Genomic DNA, 17,922 nt, shown 5'->3' with positions numbered 1-17,922 from the left:
TACATTAATTATGCAACATTGCAAAGTATTCGGCAAGTGCATGGCATTATCTGTCATCGGGCAGTTGACAACAGGCGCTTTATCAATTAATTTAATCCATGCCGTATTTTCTGCTAAAAAGACTTTTGCTGATGGCACCAATGATACTTGGCATTACCCTTATAACCTTTGTAATCATACACCTTGCCCCAGGCGGGCCGGCAGAGATTCAGGCGGAGATGAGTTTAAAGGCATCTGCGCAGGCAATTGAGAACTTAAAAAGGCTTTACGGGCTTGATAAACCCCTGCATGTGCAGTACATAGACTGGCTGAAGAGATTTGTGTTTTTTGATTTTGGAACATCTTTTGTTGACGGCAGGCAGGTCCTTGAAAAAATTACAGAACGGATTCCCATAACATTAACCATAAACGTCATATCACTTTTTTTGATATTTCTCATTGCCCTTCCGCTTGGGATTTTCTCGGCGGTTAAACAGAACTCTTTATTTGATAAAATCACAACGGTCTCAGTATTTATCGGTTTTTCAACGCCGCATTTCTGGCTTGCGCTGCTTTTGATGATTTTATTCAGCATTAAGCTTGGCTGGCTTCCCATATCAGGACTGCAGAGCCTTGATGTAAGTGATATGAACCGGCTTCAGCTTTTTATGGACAGGGCGCATCATCTTATACTGCCAATTTTTGTCGGCTCCTTCGGAGGGGTTGCAGGGTTAAGCCGTTACAGCCGTTCAAATATGCTTGAAGTGATAAGGCAGGATTATATAAAAACCGCCAGGGCCAAAGGGCTTAAAAACTCGGAGGTGATTTTTAAACATGCCTTCCGCAATGCCTTAATGCCGGTTGTTACTATCCTCGGGCTTTCGGTCCCGGGGCTTATAGGCGGCAGCGTAATAATTGAAACACTGTTTTCCATTCCGGGCATGGGACAGCTTTTTTATTCATCTGCAATGTCAAGAGATTATCCTGTAATAATGGGGATACTCGTTATCGGGGCCTTCCTGACGCTTGTCGGCAACCGCCTTGCAGATATCGGGTATGCGCTTGTTGACCCGAGGGTGAAGATTGGGGGAAAAGGTTGAAGGTTGAGGGTTGAAGGATAATGAGGCAGATGAGGCTGTTTAACGTTATCTGGAGGCGGTTCTGCAGAAACAGGCTGGCCCTGTTCAGCGCCGTGATAATTATTTTTCTGATAGTTATTTCGCTGTCAGCGCCGCTTATCGCCCCCTATGACCCTGCGGATATAGATATCACCAATGTGCTTTCTCCGCCGAGTGGAGCGCATCCTCTTGGGACCGACGACCTCGGAAGGGATTTGCTGTCAAGGATGATCTGGGGCAGCCGCATATCGCTGTCAGTTGGTTTTGCGGCTGTAGGCATTGCGATAATCACAGGCATTATTGTCGGCGCTGTTGCCGGCTATTACGGCGGATGGATTGATACGGCGCTCATGCGGTTTGTTGATATAATGCTTACATTCCCCACATTGTTTTTGATACTTGCAGTTGTTGCAATCATAGGCCCCGGCATTTTTTTAATCATGCTGATAATAGGTTTGACGGGGTGGATGGATGTTGCGAGGCTTGTCAGGGCGGAGTTTCTGACATTAAAAGAGCGGGACTTTGTCTGGGCTGCAAGGTCCATAGGCGTAAAGGATGCGGGTATTATCTTCCGCCATATTCTGCCGAATGCCCTTGCCCCTGTTTTTGTCGCCGCAACTATGGGGATTGCAGGCGCAATACTTACCGAGTCCGGCCTTTCATTTTTAGGCCTCGGCGTTCAGCCGCCGGTGCCGAGCTGGGGCAACATATTGACGTCAGGGAAAGACAACATTGAAATAGCGTGGTGGCTTTCTGTATTTCCCGGGCTTGCCATCTTATTTACCGTTTTGAGCTATAACCTTATGGGAGAAGGCCTGAGGGATGCCATTGACCCGAGACTATGGGGAAGCGGAGAAGAGTAAAAAACAGATACAGGATTCAGAGTGCAAGACTTGTCTGCCTAAGGCGGATTATAGCTGAAATAATGTCAAATTCTAAAACCCAAATTTCAAATTCTGACCCCCCAACCTTCATTTGGCATTTGAATTTTGTAATTAGACATTTTACTTACATCTGTTTTTATACGCCTTGAAAATCTCTTCTTTTGTCAGCAGGATTTTGACAGGTATGCCCAATGCCTCTATCGCCTCCCTGCCGCCTTCCTGCCTGTCTATAAGCACAAGGACGCCTGCGACCTTCAGCCCGCATTCTCCGGCTTTTTTAATTGCCTCAATACTTGAGCCTCCGGTTGTGATGACGTCCTCCACGATTATGACCTTATCGCCTTTTTTTACATGGCCCTCTATCCACTGCATGGTGCCGTGTTTTTTGGCGGCCTTTCTTACGACAAATGCCTCCATATTTTTCCCCTTGAGATGTGCCGTATAGGCAATTGCATTTGCAACGGGGTCTGCGCCCAGCGTGAGTCCTCCGACTGCTTTAATCCCGCCCGGCTTCCACTTTTCAATTATTTTATACAAAAGATTGCCTATGAGATATTTTCCTTCTGAATTAAGAGTTGTTAGTTTGCAGTTAAAATAAAAATTGCTTTTTTTCCCTGAAGCAAGGGTGAATGAAGGTTTTTTTGTGAATTTAAAAGAACGCGCAAGTATTAATTCAATAAGCCGCTGTTTCATTTCAGCAGGGTTCAAAATTCGTGACCCTTGACGCGTAACGCGTAACGGGTCACGAATTTTGAAATCTTTACCCCTTGCCCCCTTGAATCCTTGCCCCCTTCTCATATCTTGTACCTTGATTTCTGAATTTTATCCCTGTAATTTGATACCTCAAGTCCTTTTTGCTCATAGCCTTTGCGTCCCATTATCCCATAGGTCAGATTCTTGCCCTCTTCCACTGCAGGCTGGTCAAAGGGATTTATCCCGTAAAGCATGCCTGTTACGGCAGTCACGAGTTCAAAAAACAAAAAGAGCTGTCCGGTGTAATACGCATCTATCATCGGGACATTAAGCCTCATATTCGGGACGCCTGCCTTCTGAAGCGCAAGCTCTGTAGCCTCCTGTTCTGCCTTAATCAATTTGCAAAAACTATGCCCTGATAATTCATGCCTTCCACGTCTTCGAATACTTTTGGTATCTTGAAATCTGCATCTTTAGCTAAGATAATAGCATACAATAACATCTTAGGCAAAGGTGATATGGAGAGTTTATTTTTTTGAATAACCCTTGTATAATAATTTAGTATTAAAAATATAATGAACTTACGAATATTACCACGCATAAGGATGTTGATATAATATTACTGTGTGGGGAGGGAGGTCTAATTTATCAAAGATAAAATTATTGGATTCTCTGAACGATTTTGTAAATAGTTATCTTTTCTTTTTTTAGAATATCCCGGAAATTATAATGGAGAGCAATAGTATGAAGGAAATATTAAAAGTTGATGTCGGTCATTTGCTTGACGAAGAAGATACTAAGAACTTTATTTCTTTGTCCACTTTTAATTCTTTTCATGAAAAATATAATTCTTGTTTTGATGAAATTCGGGCATCTTTGGAACAGAAAATATCACCGATTACTCGTTCATTTTTGACAGAGTCCTCTATATTAGCTATCAAAGATATAGCTGAATCTTTACGAGGGAAATATGAAAATATACTTGTTATTGGTATTGGAGGCTCCACATTAGGCTTTAGGACAATCGTTCAATATCTTAAAGGGCCTTTTCGTAATTTTGAAGCTATATTACGTGATTGGCCACGTGTTTTTGTTCTGGACAATGTGGATCCTATACTTGCAAAGCATTTGGGGGATATCCTTGATTTCAGGAAAACTGCTCTCGTTTATATAAGCAAGTCAGGTTCTACGCCCGAACCAGCAGCAAACTTCGTTTACTTTTATAAAAAGTATAGAGAAGCTGGAGGTTTTACAAAAGATATAGTCATTATTTGCGATCCGGGGGATAATGGTATTAACCGCATAGCAAGAAATATTGGATGCCACATACTGCATGTCCCTTCCGACTTGCCTGGCAGATACTCAGTTTTATCTCCGGTCGGATTCCTACCTTCTGAACTTATTGGTATAGATAGCAGAGAACTTTTAGAGGGTGCAGCCAAAATGCATCATGCAATTGTTAGCACCCCAGCCCAACAAAATGCTATATTTACACTAGGATCTTGCTTATCGGAACTATCCAACAACGGCAAGTCAATTCACGTATTATTCAATTATAGTAATATTCTTTCTGAATTTGGCCTTTGGTTCGTTCAATTATGGTCAGAAAGCCTTGGGAAGAAAAAGTCTACAACTGGAAATGTTATCAACGCAGGTACAACACCACTTGCCGCTTTAGGGGCTACGGATCAACATTCGCTTTTGCAGCTTTTTAAAGAAGGGCCAGACGATAAAGTTTTCGGTTTCATTACAGTTGATGATTTTCCATCCGATATTACACTAACTAATGAATTCCCCTCTGAAGTGGAATATTCTTACTTCGCCGGACATACTTTGAGTGAGCAACTTAAGATTGAGCAACTATCTACTGAGATAAGTTTAGTGCGGGCTAACCGTCCTTGCTATCGAATTTTTCTTAAAGACATCTCTGCTTCTACCTTGGGGGCACTATTTTACTTTATGGAGTCACTTGTTGTTTTTACTGCCAAACTTTGGAATGTCAACCCGTTTGATCAACCTGGGGTAGAGGAAGGAAAAAATATTACATATTCTCTCATGGGAAGGAAAGACCACGCTTCTATGCGTTCACAATATGAAGCCGAATTGGCTGCATTCGATAATGAACGTAAACTATTTCTATTTTAGAATAAGGGTAAGAAAGTATTAGTCACTTTAGGCTTATGAGGAAAAATGTTGCATTAATAACCTTAAATCCCACGCTTGATATATTTTTTCAAGGAGAAGACTTTTCTTTTAACCAAAAGATATTTACAAAACATAGTTGTATTGCTGCTGGTGGATCGGCAGTTAACGTTGCAAGAGGGCTTCAAGGGCTTAAGCGTTCTTTCAAACTTTATATTATTATTGGAGGGGAGATTGGTACGTTAGTAAGGATGGATCTGGTTAAAGAGGGGGTTCCATTTTGCTTCTCTGAGAATAAGGAGGAAACCCGAGTTACCTCAATATTAATGAGTGGTAATAACAGAAAAATGTTTGTTGCACCTTCCCCTAAGATTGATTCAGCTACACTTAGAAAATTTATTTATGATTACTATTCCGAAATTGCTGATAACACGGTCGTTTTAATCGGCGGAAGTGTTCCAGATGAGTTTTCTGAGCGCATTATCTTAGACTTAGTGAATTCACTTATTAAGCAAGGGGTAAAAGTAATTGTTGATTCAAGAGGTACATTCGCGCAAAATGTATATAAGAAAACCCCTTATTTTATTAAGTATAACAATCAAGGTATCTCAAGAATTAACCGGGACATCCAAGCTGCTTGTAATTTACATAAGAAAGGGGTTGCCCTTGTGGTACTTAATACCGAAAGATACTGTTATGCAATTTACGATAATTATATTTGGCGCTATCCAAACTTCACACAATTTACCAAGCGTATATATGGAAGAGGCGATGCTTTTCTTGCTGGAGCGATTAGTGCCCTTCTGGATAAATGTAGTTTTGGTGAAGCAGTCCAGTTTGCCATTGCCTGTGGAGCATCTTTCACTCGTGATTTTCCTCTTGGTGAAATTTCTCGCAAACTAATTCCGAACTATCTTTGTAACATACAATGTGACATAACACAAAGAATAATATGAAAAAAATTATAAACTTCTTAATAGGAAAGCACTCTGTTATTACATTAGTTACGATATTATTTATACTTGACATCCTTCTTATTGCAAGTCTTATTGCTCCCCAGGTGTTACAGTTTTTAATAGAAAAACATCTTTTTGAAATAGTAGTTCTGACTACACTTGTCGAGGTACTTCTTCTTCTATCAACCAGCCTTTGGCGAGTAACACCTTTAGCCATTGGATCTGAAGAGGAGGCACAAGAAAAAGTACGATATCTATTAAAGGAAGATACTGCTATTAAATCAATAAATGTTTTATCTGCTGGACTATCTTCTCGATCCTCCTTTTTACGTGAGCTCATAGAATCACATAGAAAATATAAAATCGAAATAATTACTTGTTTTAGTGAAAGAAGCCCTAATCCTGATCCAAGGGATCGTGAAAAACTTGGGCCAGCTATGTATTATAAAATTATACATGACCTTGAACTGGATGTCCCAGATGTAGAATCTCGGCTAAAGATATATAGGTCACATAATACGCCTTCATTCCGCTGCATTTTATTAGCAGATTCCCGTGGTCCGCGTTATGGTATTGTCGGATGGTACACATATTATGACAGAAACACAAAAATTGCTGGACGCCGCAATATACAAATCTTTGTAGATAGAACAACAGAAACTGGTGTTGCTTTACTCCACTTTGCAGAAAAAAAATTCCAAGAATATACAAGTAACCAAGAGGCAGAAATTCTTTGGCCTACAAGGAAATGAAGCAGCAGAATGATTTATTGCTAATAAATCCTGGCATATATTCTAGTACAAGAAGTTATGGTCAAATGCTTCATGAACCAACCATGGGTCTATATGTCCTCAGAGACTATTTAACAAATAGAGGTTTTAAAATAGAAATTCTGGATGGAGCTTATAAAAAATTAGACAAAGCGGAAATTTTAAAGAGAATACAAGTCTCTGCAGTAGTTGGCTTCTATGCTGTCTACACAAATATGAAAACTATTTTTGAATTATCTTCTCTTATCAAGGATAAAAATCCTAACTCTATTATACTTATAGGAGGTCCTAATTGGCCGGCTGGGAGAGAAATCTTATTGGCTGAATCTAATATTGATATTGTAATTAAGGGTGAAGGGGAAAGTAGTCTTGAGAAAATTCTTCTACGATTAAAAGATGGTGGAGGTGTTACACCTGAAATTACAAACGGTACTTTTTTACGATTTTCAGGACAAATAATTAATGCGGGCAAGGATTCTTCTCTACAAGTTTCTTCAAAGAATTCAAAGCCTATTTCTATACAGTTTAATGTGCCTAATATGAAGAAATCCATATTGAAGCTGATCACCGCGAAAGGGTGTCCCAATAGGTGCCACTTTTGCCCCTCTCCGAAATGGCAAGAACTGGCAAGTATAGAGAAATTAGTACAGGTAATGGAGGCAGCTTGGCATAAAGGAATAGATACCTTCTATATTGCTGATGAGAATTTTTGCCCACCAAAATTATCTCATCGAACAATTCTTTTTTGCAATTTAGTAAAGAATTGCGACCTAAAAAAGGCCCGTCTTTACCTTAAGCTTTTTCTTGAACCACACATGCCTTTAGATGCATTAAATCAGTTGAGTCAAATTGCTCATATTACTGCTTTCGTTGGATTTGAGAGTTTTTCTGATAATACCTTAAAATTTCTAGGCAAGAATACTACTAGACAAAACAATTTGCTATTCTGGAATACAGCAAGAAAATTTGGAATTAACATACTTCCAGGTATCATAACATTACATCCTTTTTTATCACCTGAAGAACTTCTTGATCTTATTAATGTTTTATCAATGCACAATGCATTATCATGGCGTCTATTGTTAAAAAAATTAGATTTGTATCCGGGAACTCATTTATTGACAAAAATGAAATCAAAATTTCCCGATTTAATAAAAAATGAATTTTCATCTTTTATTCACCCATCATACTGGAGCTACGCCTATGATAAAAATTTAGGAAGACCTATAATGGCTAATATAGAAAAAGCTTTTATGTTTATAGCCGAGCAGAATGAAGTAAAAGAGCTATATTCCTTGATGTTCGATTTAAGTTTCGTTGTAGAGAAGAAAGAGGGGAAAATCGTAGATAGATACTATTCTATCCGATCAGACTTTGTCAGATACACCAGAAAGTTAGCTCTGAAAATTGTCAAAATCATTACACAAAATCCGGATGTAAACTTTAAAAAACAACTGGATCCCTCAATATCACAATATCTTAATGTAATTGATATAATTCTTAAAAACTGTAGGAAACTTTTTTGGAGTTACGACAGTAAAAGAGATCAAGTGTAACCTTTACTACGTTCGCAATGACCCATGCGTGTCGTTTTGACATTCTACTCTAAATTTTATATTTTGACTTTTGTATTTTCTCCCTGTAGTTTGACACTTCCCGTCCTTTATTTTCATAGCCCTCACGGCCCATTATCCCATAGGTTAAATGCTCGCTTTCCTCTACCCCCGGCTGGTCAAAGGGATTTATCCCGTAAAGCATGCCTGTTACGGCAGTTACAAGTTCAAAAAACAGGAAGATTTGACCCGTGTAATATGCATCTATCATGGGCACATTAAGCCGCATATTGGGGATGCCTGCTTTCTGAAGCGCAAGCTCCGTAGCCTCCTGTTCTGCCTTAATCAGCTCTCCGAGACTGTGATTTTTCAGGTAGCCCATGGAGCCTGAGTCTTCCTTTAAAATAAGCATATCTGAGCCGTAATCATCAATTTTTATAAAGGTTACGGCCTTGTCTGCCGGACCCTCTATCCAGAGCTGAAGCTGTGAATGCTGGTCAGTTGTGCCTAATGACGGATACGGCGTCTGTCCCGCGCCATTTTTTCCAAGGCTCTCTGCCCATAACTGGCAGTACCATTCAGAAAAGGTTTTCAGCCTGTCGGAATACGGAAGCAGCACTGATATATTTCTCCCTTTCTTTTTGTCAATGAGATACATAAGGGATGCGGCCATGTATGCAGGATTTTTCCATATATCTTCATCACTGCATTTTTTGAGCATGTCGCGCGCGCCCTTCAGCAGCCCGTTTATATTTATTCCTGCAACCGCGGACGATAAAAGCCCGACCGGACTGAGGACAGAGTATCTGCCGCCTACATCAGGCGGAACAGGCAAGGTCCTGAAGCCGGTTTTCGCGGCTATTTCCCTCAGGGCGCCTTTTTCCGGGTCCGTAGTTGCAATAATCCGTTTTGAAAATTTATCTCCGTGCACTTCTTTTAAGGCATTCATCAGGATTAAAAAAGAAGCCATTGTTTCAACCGTGCTGCCTGATTTTGTGATGACATTTACCGTGGTCCTCTTTAGGTCAACAATTGACAGTATTGATGTAAGAGTGCCGGGGTCTACATTATCGTAAATAAAAATCTTTGGGGAGTGTTTAAGGTTGTAAAACGGTTTTAAGGCCTGAAGTATTGCCTTTGGCCCCAGAGCCGAACCGCCGATACCGAGAAGCAAAAAAAAGTCAGAGGTATTTTTTACATTATCCGCCATCAGGCTTATCTGTTCGGTATTTTCAGATGGCAGGTTCAGAAAGTGAAATTCACGGTTTTTTTTCTGTGTTATGTCCGCATGAATTATCTTAAGCCTGTCTTTAAGGGCGTTTATGTCTTCAGGGGTCAGCCCCTGAGCAGTCATCATATTTGTAAAATCCAAGGTTATCATTTAACGCTCCCCTCTTAACTTTAAATTTTGCTCTGTCTCATCCCTTCAACAAGTATCAAAACAAAAACTACGGTAAAGCCAAATAGCAATCCGAAGACATTGACTATTTTAAAATAAACAAGAATAAAAATTGCAGAAAATAATAAAAGCAGCCGTATCATATTTAAAAATACAATCTTTGCCGCTGCCTTTTCCGTGCCGATAAGTCCTGAAACGCTTCGCGCCAGCCCCCTCAGGTTCAGGAGTCCGAACAGCCCGCCAATTAAAATTCCCAGCGGCAGCCGCTCTTGTTTCAGAAACACAGATGCAATTGCAGCCGGCACGAGGATAATGATGCTTTTTTTGATTACGCCTTTTAAAAGTTCCATATCGAAAAATTTTAATTTTACTTTTTCAATTTTGCATTTTCTTCATCCGCGCCTGCCTTAAATGCGATTTTAAACAAATGTTTAAAACCGGCTGCAATGCCCAGAAGCAGAAAAATTATGGTAAACCACGGGTATGTGTTTAAATACCTGTCAACAAGGTAATATCCAAGCGCAAAGCCAATAAATGTGCTTAGGACAAGATTTATCCCGACTGTGCTTGCTGTGGCAAGCAGGCGAAAAAATTCCCGCCCGGGTTTTTTCTCAGGAGAATTCCGTTGTCCGGTATTGTCAGTCATTTGAAAAAGTTTAGCAAAAAGAACAGAAAATTCAAAGGAATAAAAAATTTGTTATAATCTGTAAATGTTTGAAGCAGTGATACTTGGCATTGTTCAGGGGCTGACGGAGTTCCTTCCTGTAAGCAGTTCGGCGCATCTGATACTATTCCCGTGGTTTTTCAGATGGCAGGGGATTATAGACAGCCTTGCCTTTGATGTTGCGCTGCATACAGGCACTCTCATGGCGCTTTTGTTTTATTTCAGGAAGGACTGGATTGAATTATTAAAGACCTCTGTAAATAAAGACTGCATGCTCTGGAAGATTATTATCGGAACTATACCTGCAGGTGTTGCCGGTGTCTTCCTGCATGATTTGATTGAAGAAAACAGAAGCCCCGGCATCATTGCCTTCACCCTCTGCATTGTCTCTCTGTTTATGATTTTGTCGGAAAGAAATTACGGTAAATCAGAGCGTACGGGGATTGAAAAGGTCAGTTTCGGAAATTCCTTGTTCATCGGCATTGCGCAGGCATTTGCCCTTATCCCGGGCGTATCAAGGTCAGGGATAACGATTGTCGCCGGGCTTGTAAAAGGCATGAAAAGAGAAGATGCCGCAAGATTTTCATTTCTTTTAAGCACGCCTGCTATTGCCGGGGCGAGCCTTCTTGAGGCAAGAAAACTGCTCCATGCTCCGGATGTTCAATATGACATTTTCATTGCCGGCACGGTTGTTTCGGCAGTCACGGGTTATTTTGCAATAAAATACCTTCTCAGATTTCTGCAGCGCCATTCCATTGCACCATTTGCCTATTATCGTTTTTTTCTTGCTTTTGTTATCATATTATCCGTATTGACAAAAAACTGATTAACCACAGAGAGCACAGAGGGAATATCTTCCCGATAATCGCATTTAATAAATAGCAGAAGTAGGGTATAATATCAGGCAAAAGCAAAATATAAAACACTGGGGATATTTGGAGGCAGTATGTTTATAAAATTATTAAAATTAATCTCAGTGTCCTCTGTGGTTTATTTTTTCCTATATTATGGACAGGGCTGAAAAGATAAAGGACGAGATATCAGGAATCCTTGCCATAATCCTGTGTGTAGTTATTCTCATAAGCCTTTTAAGCCATGACCCATGGGACCCCTCAATTTTCACTCACCTGCCCAAAAATGAGAGCATCAGGAATCTCCTTGGCCCGTTTGGCTCCTATCTGTCTGATATACTGCTTCAGGTTGCCGGCTTCACTGCTTATGTCATTCCGTTAACTCTGGCTTTGTACGGCGCAAGAAGACTGCTCAAAAAAGAAAAAAAACCACGGCTGATTGCATCTTCAGGCGTAGTTGTGCTGATGTTGTCCCTGTCTGCCCTGCTGGCCCTTGTTTTTAAAGGCTCTTCCGGAGGGATTTTAGGTTTTCTCATAACAAAAATTTCAGTCAAGGTCATCTCAACCACAGGCGCTTATCTTCTTTTTATCCCGCTTATCCTTGTCAGCCTGATGTACCTCCTGCCGTTTTCAGTGGTTGATGTTTTAAAGACAGCCATCGGGAAGGCTGCAAAAACTAAAACAACGATTAGACCGGTTCCCGTGCCGGCTGTGACAGAAAAAAAGAAAGAGGCTTTGCAATCAGAAGGCATAATAGTTGCTCCGCCGCCCTACAAACAGGAGGCGCTTCCCTTTGTTTATCCGGAGCCCAAAATAAGACCTGCTCCAAGGTTTAAGGGTGATTATGAACTGCCCAGGATTTCATTTTTAAAAGATCCTCCGCCGTTTAACTCAAGGCCTACAAAAGAAGATCTTTTGCTTGGTTCGGGCATTCTTGAGAAAAAACTTCAGGATTTTTCCATAGAAGGCAGGGTTACGCATGTATCGCCGGGTCCCATTGTAACAATGTTTGAATTTGAACCTGCTCCAGGAGTCAAAATACAGAAAGTCCTGTCTTTGGCAGACGACCTTGCGCTGTCGCTTAAGGCTGTCAATGTGCGGGTTTCCCCGATCCCGGGCCGAGCGACAATCGGCATTGAGGTGCCGAACAAGGAACGTGAAGATGTATTTCTTAAAGACATTTTGTCGTCCGATGCATTCAGAAAAAGCCCTTCCAAACTTACCCTTGCCCTCGGGAAAGACATATTCGGCAATCCAATTGTAGCTGATCTGAACCGCATGCCGCATTTGCTTGTTGCAGGAGCCACGGGTTCCGGCAAGAGCGTTGCCATAAACGCAATGGTTTTGAGCCTGCTTTACAGGGCCAAGCCCACGGAGTTAAAGCTGTTGATGATAGACCCTAAAATGCTTGAACTTCCGGTTTATGATGCAATCCCTCACCTCATGCTTCCTGTAATCACATCTCCCAGGGATGCCGCAGAATCTCTTAAGAAAGTCGTCCTTGAGATGGAGCGCAGATACATGATTCTGTCTGAGACAGGCGCAAGAAACATTGAGGCGTATAATAAAAAGGTTAAGTCAATTGCGGGGAGCGAGACCCTGCCGTATCTTGTGATATTTATTGATGAACTTGCAGACCTTATGCTTGTCTCGGCGCATGAAGTTGAGGACTCAATTGCAAGACTGGCACAAATGGCAAGGGCCGCCGGGATTCACCTTATACTTGCCACACAGAGGCCGTCGGTTGACGTAATCACAGGCGTAATCAAGGCTAATTTTTCTTCAAGGATATCGTTTCAGGTTTCTTCCAAAGTGGATTCCCGGATAATCCTTGATACCTATGGCGCAGAAAGGCTTCTGGGAAAGGGCGATATGCTGTTTATGAGCGCAGGCAGCAGGATCATGCGTGTGCACGGCGCTTATGTAGGCGAGGAAGAAATAAAAGAGGTAGTTGACTTTATAAAGGCGCAGGGAAGCCCTGACTATACGGCATTTGAGACCTTTACATTTAAAGAGACCGAAGATGCGGCCGGCGAGGACAGGGATGAGCTTTATCATCAGGCAAAAGACCTGATTCTCTCTACAGGACAAGCATCAATATCATACATACAACGGAGGCTGAAAATAGGCTATAATAGGGCGGCAAGGATTATGGAGATGATGGAGGAAGACGGACTCGTAGGCCCGCCGGGAGAAGCAGGCAAACCCAGGGAAATACTGAAGAGGAGGCTATGAAAAAACAGTTATCAGTTATCAGTTATCAGTTATCAGTTAAAAGACTGTTTACTGTTCACTGTTTACTGTTCACTGTTTTATTGACTGTTCACTGTTTACTGTTCACTGCCGTTTATGCTGCAACTGTTGATGAGATTGTTGAGTCTCTGCAGAAAAAGTATGAGGGAATAAATGATGTCCGGGGGAAGTTTTCGCAGAAAAGTTATATAAAGGACATTGAAAAAACAGAACGATATGAGGGAAGATTTTTCATATCCATGAAGCCGGTGATGAAAATGAAATGGCTATACACCAGTCCGCGGGATGAAGAGGTCTTTATAAACGGCGCTGACATCTGGGTTTACAAAAGGTCTGAGAAGCAGGCGCTTAAGGGCAAATTCGGCAAAGACTCTTATGGTCAGATCCCCATGGCGCTTTTAAACAGCATCGGGAATTTAAAGGCAAATTTTGATATAAGCGCGTTGAAGGATGATACCCTTGAGCTGAAACCAAAACAGCAGATGGGCTTTATAAAAAAAATACACCTTATTACGGACACAAAAGACTTTCCGGTAGAATCATTTACCATGTTTGATGTTTACGGCAACAGGATTGAAATAGCATTAAAAGACGCTCAGATAAATTCCGGCATTGGAGAGCAGGTTTTTATTTTCAAAGCGCCCTCAGGCGTGGATGTATTTGAATTTAATCCGTAAAACAAAGCAATAAGCAGCAAGCGGCAAAGGGAGGATTAAATGGCTTCAAAGGGAAAGGGCAAGCCCGGGACTAAAAACCATCATATATTATTAATTTTGCTTCTTATTGCAGGGGTGGTTTTTTTTCTTCACAAAGAGGCAAGCAAAGAAAGTGTGCGGAAGGATATTTCTGCTCTATTTAAGACAGAGCCAAAGCCTTCAGCGCTTCTTAGAGTGGCGGTTGTGATAGATGATTTAAGTTCAAGCAAAAAAAAGGCTGAGGAGGTTTTAAAGATCAGCCCGGCGCTTACACTCTCTGTGCTGCCGCAGGAAACGTATACAAAATGGGTTGCAGAAGAGGGGCATAAGCTTGGGCATGACATCGTAGGGCATATACCGATGGAGGCTAAGGAGCCGCATAAGCTCGGCAGGGGCGGGCTTTACACATGGATGTCAGACGATGAAATCCTTAAGACGCTTCAGGAGGACATAAACTCAATACCGCATATTAAAGGCGTAAGCAATCACATGGGCTCTGCATTCACAGAGGATGAACGCGCAATGAAGGCACTGTTTTCAGGGATAAAAAAGCACAACCTTTTTTTCCTTGACAGCATTACTACTCCGAAATCAGCAGGTGCAAAAACAGCAGGCGCGCATGGGATAAAGCTGTTTAAGCGCGATGTCTTTCTTGATGAAAAGGACACCCCGGAGGACATTAAAGCCCAGTGGGATAAAACGGTAAAAATTGCAAAAGAAAAGGGATATGCGGTTGTCCTTGCCCATCCAAGAAAAAACACAATTAAATTTTTGAAAAATGTTATTCGGGATAATAAAGAGGTAATGATTGTGCCTCTGTCTGAAGCGGCAAAGCCTTGACCTAAAACCCCCTCCCCTTGCGGGAGGGGGCGAGGGGGAGGGGTAACTTTTAAAGTTCACCCCCACCCAACCCTCTCCCGTCAAGGGAGAGGGAATAGTTTTAGAATGGAGGAATTATGGATATTAATTTTGTGCTGAAGGTTCAGGATGCTAAAATGTCAGATGTGCAGAAGGCGCTGCAAGCTGCCGGCATAAAGGTTACAAGCATTATTGAGGTATTTAAAGAGGGTATTGAAGCCAAGCCTGCTGAAGAGGTAAAGGCGCAGGCATAAAGTGCATTAGTTAATATTTGTCTTTATAGATTTTGTAAAACTATCGTCAATCTAACAGAATATGTGGCGCTCCGCCCACACCCGGGTTACCTTTCTTGCGTGCCCAAGAAACGTAACCCAAAGAAGGGCACCCTGCGAAGATTTCCGGGCGGTTCGTTCAGTCAGTCTCCGGTAAATTAATTCAAACTCAGCCCTTCGGTCTTCAAACATGAATTAATTTTTAACCCTGCGACTTCCTGCTCTCTCCTGAAATCTTCGAAAGGGGTTATAAAATAGTAGTTCAAGGGTTCCCCTTCAGATATTTTAGGTTTCAGGCGAAAATGAAAGGGATAAAGAGTGAATTTATGTCTGATGCCCCGACTTGTCGGGGCAGAGTTGAATCACTCCCCTTTCATTGAGTATGAAACCGTTAAAAAATAGCTGGGGGCCACATTTCTTTGGATACTTTCTTTGGTGGTCAAAGAAAGTATCTCCGTCTGAAAGACATAAAAAGTATATTCATTTATTGGTTGTAAATACTGTAAGTATAAATCGCAGCTATACAGGATGCGCCAGATATTATGCCATTAGCTCTTTTCCCATAACGACTGCGTCTTCGTCAGGCATCTGGTAATAATGGCGCCTTTTGTACATGATATTGAATCTGAATTTTTCATAAAGCCTTATGGCAGGTATATTTGACTCCCTTACCTCAAGTATTACAAAATTCACTCCCTGCGCTGATCTTTTAAATTCTTCAAGCGCATTTTGAAGAAGGGCGCTTGCGCTTCCCGTGCGCCTGAATTCGGGAGCGACGGCAAGATTAAGAATATGAACAGTATCTATAATTACCCTTGCACAGATATAACCGATAATTTTTCCATTTGAAACAGCTACTGTAAAGATAGTCTCTTTGTGCATCAGTTCATACTTAAACGAACCCTGCGACCATGGAAGAGTGAATGAGGCATTCTCAATCTCCATAATCTCAGGCAGGTCTGATGCGTTAGCTTCTCTGATGAAAAAATCAGGCATATGCGGGAATGCAATTCATTTAATTGTAATTTTTAATCAAAGAATTCCACGAAGCTTAGCTTCGGGATATAAATTATCGTTTCTTGTTGTCATTCCCGCTTGTCGGGAATCTTTCTCAGAGAGATTCTGGACAAGCCAGAATGACGGTTTAGATACCTCGTCCCGAAATGTCGGGAGTGCTGGGTGGTTCATTTTGTTTTATCTCTGCCTCTGACTTCCTTAAATAAAACGGGGCGAGGCTCACGGGGTCGGCAATTGTGCCCTCCTTTAATTTTTCAAGTGCAATCTCGCCGACTGCTGAGGCCGAAGGTATCATCTTTGCCGCCGGTGCAAATAAAGCGGCATCCCCGAGGACATCTTCAATGAATTTTCTATAAATCTTTGCGCCTTCTCCCATAAAAACGGCTGGTCCTTTTATCTGTCTTAAAAAATCAGCGGGATTTATTGCGGTCTCAGGCACAATCTTTGTGCATATGCCCCTTTCCCATTTATAAAGCCCTGCATACACCTCATTTTTCCTTGCGTCAAGCAGGGGGCATATAAAGTGCGGGCAAAACGGCAGGGTCCTTGCAAATGCATCAAGCGTGGGTACGGATATGATTGGTCTGCCGGTTGAATATGAAAAGCCTTTTGCAGTGCTCAAGCCGATTCTAAGCCCTGTGAAAGAGCCAGGCCCGATGGACACTGCAAATGCGTCAATATCTTTGATTGAGATGCGGGAGGCATTCAGGAGATATTCAATGGAAGGCATCAGCCTTTCAGCATGAGCCACGCTGATGTTTACCCGTATCTCGCCGATTAGCTCTTCGTCTGAAACAATCGCGGCGCTGCCCGCCATAGTGGCTGTCTCTAATGCAAGTATTTTCATGGGGATAGTTTAACTGAAAGGATTGGCAGAGTAAACAGCAGAAGGGTTGTTCGCTTTCATTTTTGCTTGATTTTACCTAAGCTGTTTTATAAATGGCAGATGGCTTCTCTCATTTCTTTTTGGGGGATTACTATTTTCTCGCGTTTTGCGCCGGAGCGGATTTCTTTGATGTCTGCCACTATTTTTACAATGTTATTGCATTTTTCCTGAAGCATTTGCGTGTACAAAAACCGTATCAGCTTATCATAGCCAATGCTGATCTTCTCCGCTTCATTTTCCCACCTTGATACTGTTACCTTGTGAACACTGAGTATTTGGGCTAATTCATTTGCCTTCAGATTCATCTGTTTCCTCAGGAACTTTAATTCATTGCCTGTCAAGGGTGAATCTTTTCTGACCAGGTCTTTTGCAATTAGTCCATGGAGACCATAAATATTAGGGATATTCGGGATAACTTCCCCGCATTTGCATTTATATACATCCGTCTCAAGGAACACATTGTCCAAGCCGGATTCCGTGTAATGATGCAGGGCGCTTTTCTTAATTGTCTTTTTTCCACATACAGGGCAATTCATTTTTCTCCCTTTCTAAAAAACGGTAATAATGAGGATAAAATTCTCCTTTTCATTTATATCAGTTGTTACCGTTATGTTTTTGGCGTCTATCCCGTTTCCGGTGATGTTGTATTTCCAGCGGTTTGTTCTTATATCCAGTTCAGGCTCATTAATAACTCTGCCGTTTCTGAATGCGTACAGAACATCCTGCATCGTGATATTCCGCTCCTGCATTCTTTGTTTAGAATGCTTTGTTGGTCTTACACTGCCATTCCGCGCAATTGATTTGATTAGCTGTGTTGCTTGAGATTTTGCATAAGGCTTGTTGCTTTCATTGCCTCGTTTAAATGTTAACATAATGTTAACTCCCTGTCAATCAGATTCTATAGCGCCAACTGTCTTTATCAGCTTTTAATT

At 41.6% G+C, this 17,922-nt stretch carries 20 protein-coding genes; 11 read left to right on the top strand and 9 right to left on the bottom strand.

Features of this window, described 5'->3' with window-relative positions; all coding sequences use genetic code 11:
- Nucleotides 1-98: 98 nt before the first annotated feature.
- The gene (locus tag HZA10_00870; GenBank protein ID MBI5194855.1) at nt 99-1,079 is read left to right on the top strand and encodes an ABC transporter permease; all 981 of its coding nucleotides are present in this window, start codon (nt 99-101) and stop codon (nt 1,077-1,079) included.
- 29 nt (nt 1,080-1,108) lie between these two features.
- The gene (locus tag HZA10_00865; GenBank protein MBI5194854.1) at nt 1,109-1,960 is read left to right on the top strand and encodes an ABC transporter permease; all 852 of its coding nucleotides are present in this window, start codon (nt 1,109-1,111) and stop codon (nt 1,958-1,960) included.
- Nucleotides 1,961-2,101: 141 nt separating this feature from the next.
- Here HZA10_00865 and pyrE read toward each other — a convergent pair whose 3' ends face one another.
- Together pyrE and HZA10_00855 are read right to left on the bottom strand one after the other, a co-directional pair.
- Nucleotides 2,102-2,674 carry an orotate phosphoribosyltransferase gene (pyrE, locus tag HZA10_00860; protein ID MBI5194853.1) on the bottom strand — a complete coding sequence of 191 codons (573 nt, stop codon included), beginning with the start codon at nt 2,672-2,674 and terminating at the stop codon, nt 2,102-2,104.
- A 101-nt stretch (nt 2,675-2,775) separates the two neighbouring features.
- Nucleotides 2,776-3,072 carry a hypothetical protein gene (locus HZA10_00855; GenBank protein MBI5194852.1) on the bottom strand — a complete coding sequence of 99 codons (297 nt, stop codon included), beginning with the start codon at nt 3,070-3,072 and terminating at the stop codon, nt 2,776-2,778.
- 346 nt (nt 3,073-3,418) lie between these two features.
- On the opposite strand from HZA10_00855, the gene HZA10_00850 reads away from it, so the two are divergent.
- Genes HZA10_00850 through HZA10_00835 form a run of 4 tightly spaced genes read left to right on the top strand, consistent with a single transcriptional unit; the run spans nt 3,419 to nt 8,098 of the window.
- Entirely contained in the window at nt 3,419-4,819 is a 1,401-nt protein-coding gene (locus HZA10_00850; protein MBI5194851.1) for a glucose-6-phosphate isomerase, read from the top strand.
- A 35-nt stretch (nt 4,820-4,854) separates the two neighbouring features.
- Nucleotides 4,855-5,772 carry a hypothetical protein gene (locus HZA10_00845; protein ID MBI5194850.1) on the top strand — a complete coding sequence of 306 codons (918 nt, stop codon included), beginning with the start codon at nt 4,855-4,857 and terminating at the stop codon, nt 5,770-5,772.
- Nucleotides 5,769-6,524, top strand: coding sequence for a hypothetical protein (locus HZA10_00840; protein ID MBI5194849.1), 756 nt, complete (start codon nt 5,769-5,771; stop codon nt 6,522-6,524). The genes HZA10_00845 and HZA10_00840 overlap by 4 nt, the downstream gene beginning before the upstream one ends.
- Nucleotides 6,506-8,098, top strand: a complete 1,593-nt coding sequence (locus HZA10_00835; GenBank protein ID MBI5194848.1) for a cobalamin B12-binding domain-containing protein — start codon at nt 6,506-6,508, stop codon at nt 8,096-8,098. The genes HZA10_00840 and HZA10_00835 overlap by 19 nt, the downstream gene beginning before the upstream one ends.
- Before the next feature lie 49 nt (nt 8,099-8,147).
- Here the strand turns inward: HZA10_00835 and HZA10_00830 are convergent, their stop codons facing one another.
- The 3 genes from HZA10_00830 to HZA10_00820 are packed head-to-tail and all read right to left on the bottom strand — an operon-like array spanning nt 8,148 to nt 10,140.
- On the bottom strand, nt 8,148-9,476 hold the full coding sequence (locus tag HZA10_00830; GenBank protein ID MBI5194847.1) for a glucose-6-phosphate isomerase: 1,329 nt from the start codon (nt 9,474-9,476) through the stop codon (nt 8,148-8,150).
- Nucleotides 9,477-9,496: 20 nt separating this feature from the next.
- The gene (locus tag HZA10_00825; protein ID MBI5194846.1) at nt 9,497-9,844 is read right to left on the bottom strand and encodes an ATP synthase subunit I; all 348 of its coding nucleotides are present in this window, start codon (nt 9,842-9,844) and stop codon (nt 9,497-9,499) included.
- Nucleotides 9,845-9,861: 17 nt separating this feature from the next.
- Nucleotides 9,862-10,140, bottom strand: a complete 279-nt coding sequence (locus HZA10_00820) for an AtpZ/AtpI family protein (GenBank protein MBI5194845.1) — start codon at nt 10,138-10,140, stop codon at nt 9,862-9,864.
- Nucleotides 10,141-10,204: 64 nt separating this feature from the next.
- On the opposite strand from HZA10_00820, the gene uppP reads away from it, so the two are divergent.
- From uppP to HZA10_00795, 5 genes are all read left to right on the top strand, one after another.
- Complete coding sequence (uppP, locus tag HZA10_00815; protein MBI5194844.1) at nt 10,205-10,984, top strand: undecaprenyl-diphosphatase UppP; 780 nt, start codon at nt 10,205-10,207, stop codon at nt 10,982-10,984.
- A gap of 181 nt (nt 10,985-11,165) precedes the next feature.
- Entirely contained in the window at nt 11,166-13,244 is a 2,079-nt protein-coding gene (locus tag HZA10_00810; GenBank protein ID MBI5194843.1) for a DNA translocase FtsK 4TM domain-containing protein, read from the top strand.
- On the top strand, nt 13,241-13,939 hold the full coding sequence (locus HZA10_00805; GenBank protein MBI5194842.1) for an outer membrane lipoprotein carrier protein LolA: 699 nt from the start codon (nt 13,241-13,243) through the stop codon (nt 13,937-13,939). Before HZA10_00810 ends, HZA10_00805 begins: the two co-directional genes overlap by 4 nt.
- Nucleotides 13,940-13,978: 39 nt before the next feature.
- Complete coding sequence (locus HZA10_00800) at nt 13,979-14,797, top strand: divergent polysaccharide deacetylase family protein (GenBank protein MBI5194841.1); 819 nt, start codon at nt 13,979-13,981, stop codon at nt 14,795-14,797.
- Nucleotides 14,798-14,913: 116 nt separating this feature from the next.
- Nucleotides 14,914-15,069 carry a hypothetical protein gene (locus tag HZA10_00795; protein MBI5194840.1) on the top strand — a complete coding sequence of 52 codons (156 nt, stop codon included), beginning with the start codon at nt 14,914-14,916 and terminating at the stop codon, nt 15,067-15,069.
- 558 nt (nt 15,070-15,627) lie between these two features.
- On the opposite strand, the gene rimI is transcribed toward HZA10_00795, so the two are convergent.
- The 4 genes from rimI to HZA10_00775 form a co-directional block, all read right to left on the bottom strand.
- Nucleotides 15,628-16,083: a ribosomal protein S18-alanine N-acetyltransferase gene (gene rimI, locus HZA10_00790; GenBank protein ID MBI5194839.1), complete on the bottom strand. Its 456-nt coding sequence runs from the start codon at nt 16,081-16,083 to the stop codon at nt 15,628-15,630.
- 148 nt (nt 16,084-16,231) lie between these two features.
- The gene (gene tsaB / locus HZA10_00785; protein ID MBI5194838.1) at nt 16,232-16,951 is read right to left on the bottom strand and encodes a tRNA (adenosine(37)-N6)-threonylcarbamoyltransferase complex dimerization subunit type 1 TsaB; all 720 of its coding nucleotides are present in this window, start codon (nt 16,949-16,951) and stop codon (nt 16,232-16,234) included.
- Between the two features lie 86 nt (nt 16,952-17,037).
- On the bottom strand, nt 17,038-17,526 hold the full coding sequence (locus tag HZA10_00780; protein MBI5194837.1) for a helix-turn-helix domain-containing protein: 489 nt from the start codon (nt 17,524-17,526) through the stop codon (nt 17,038-17,040).
- Between the two features lie 12 nt (nt 17,527-17,538).
- Complete coding sequence (locus HZA10_00775) at nt 17,539-17,862, bottom strand: DUF4258 domain-containing protein (GenBank protein MBI5194836.1); 324 nt, start codon at nt 17,860-17,862, stop codon at nt 17,539-17,541.
- Nucleotides 17,863-17,922: the final 60 nt, after the last annotated feature.

The organism is Nitrospirota bacterium (assembly GCA_016212185.1).
Classification (GTDB): Bacteria; Nitrospirota; Thermodesulfovibrionia; order UBA6902; family DSMQ01; genus JACRGX01.
The sequence above is the reverse complement of the archived record's forward strand: the minus strand, read 5'-3'. Positions and strand labels throughout refer to the sequence as shown.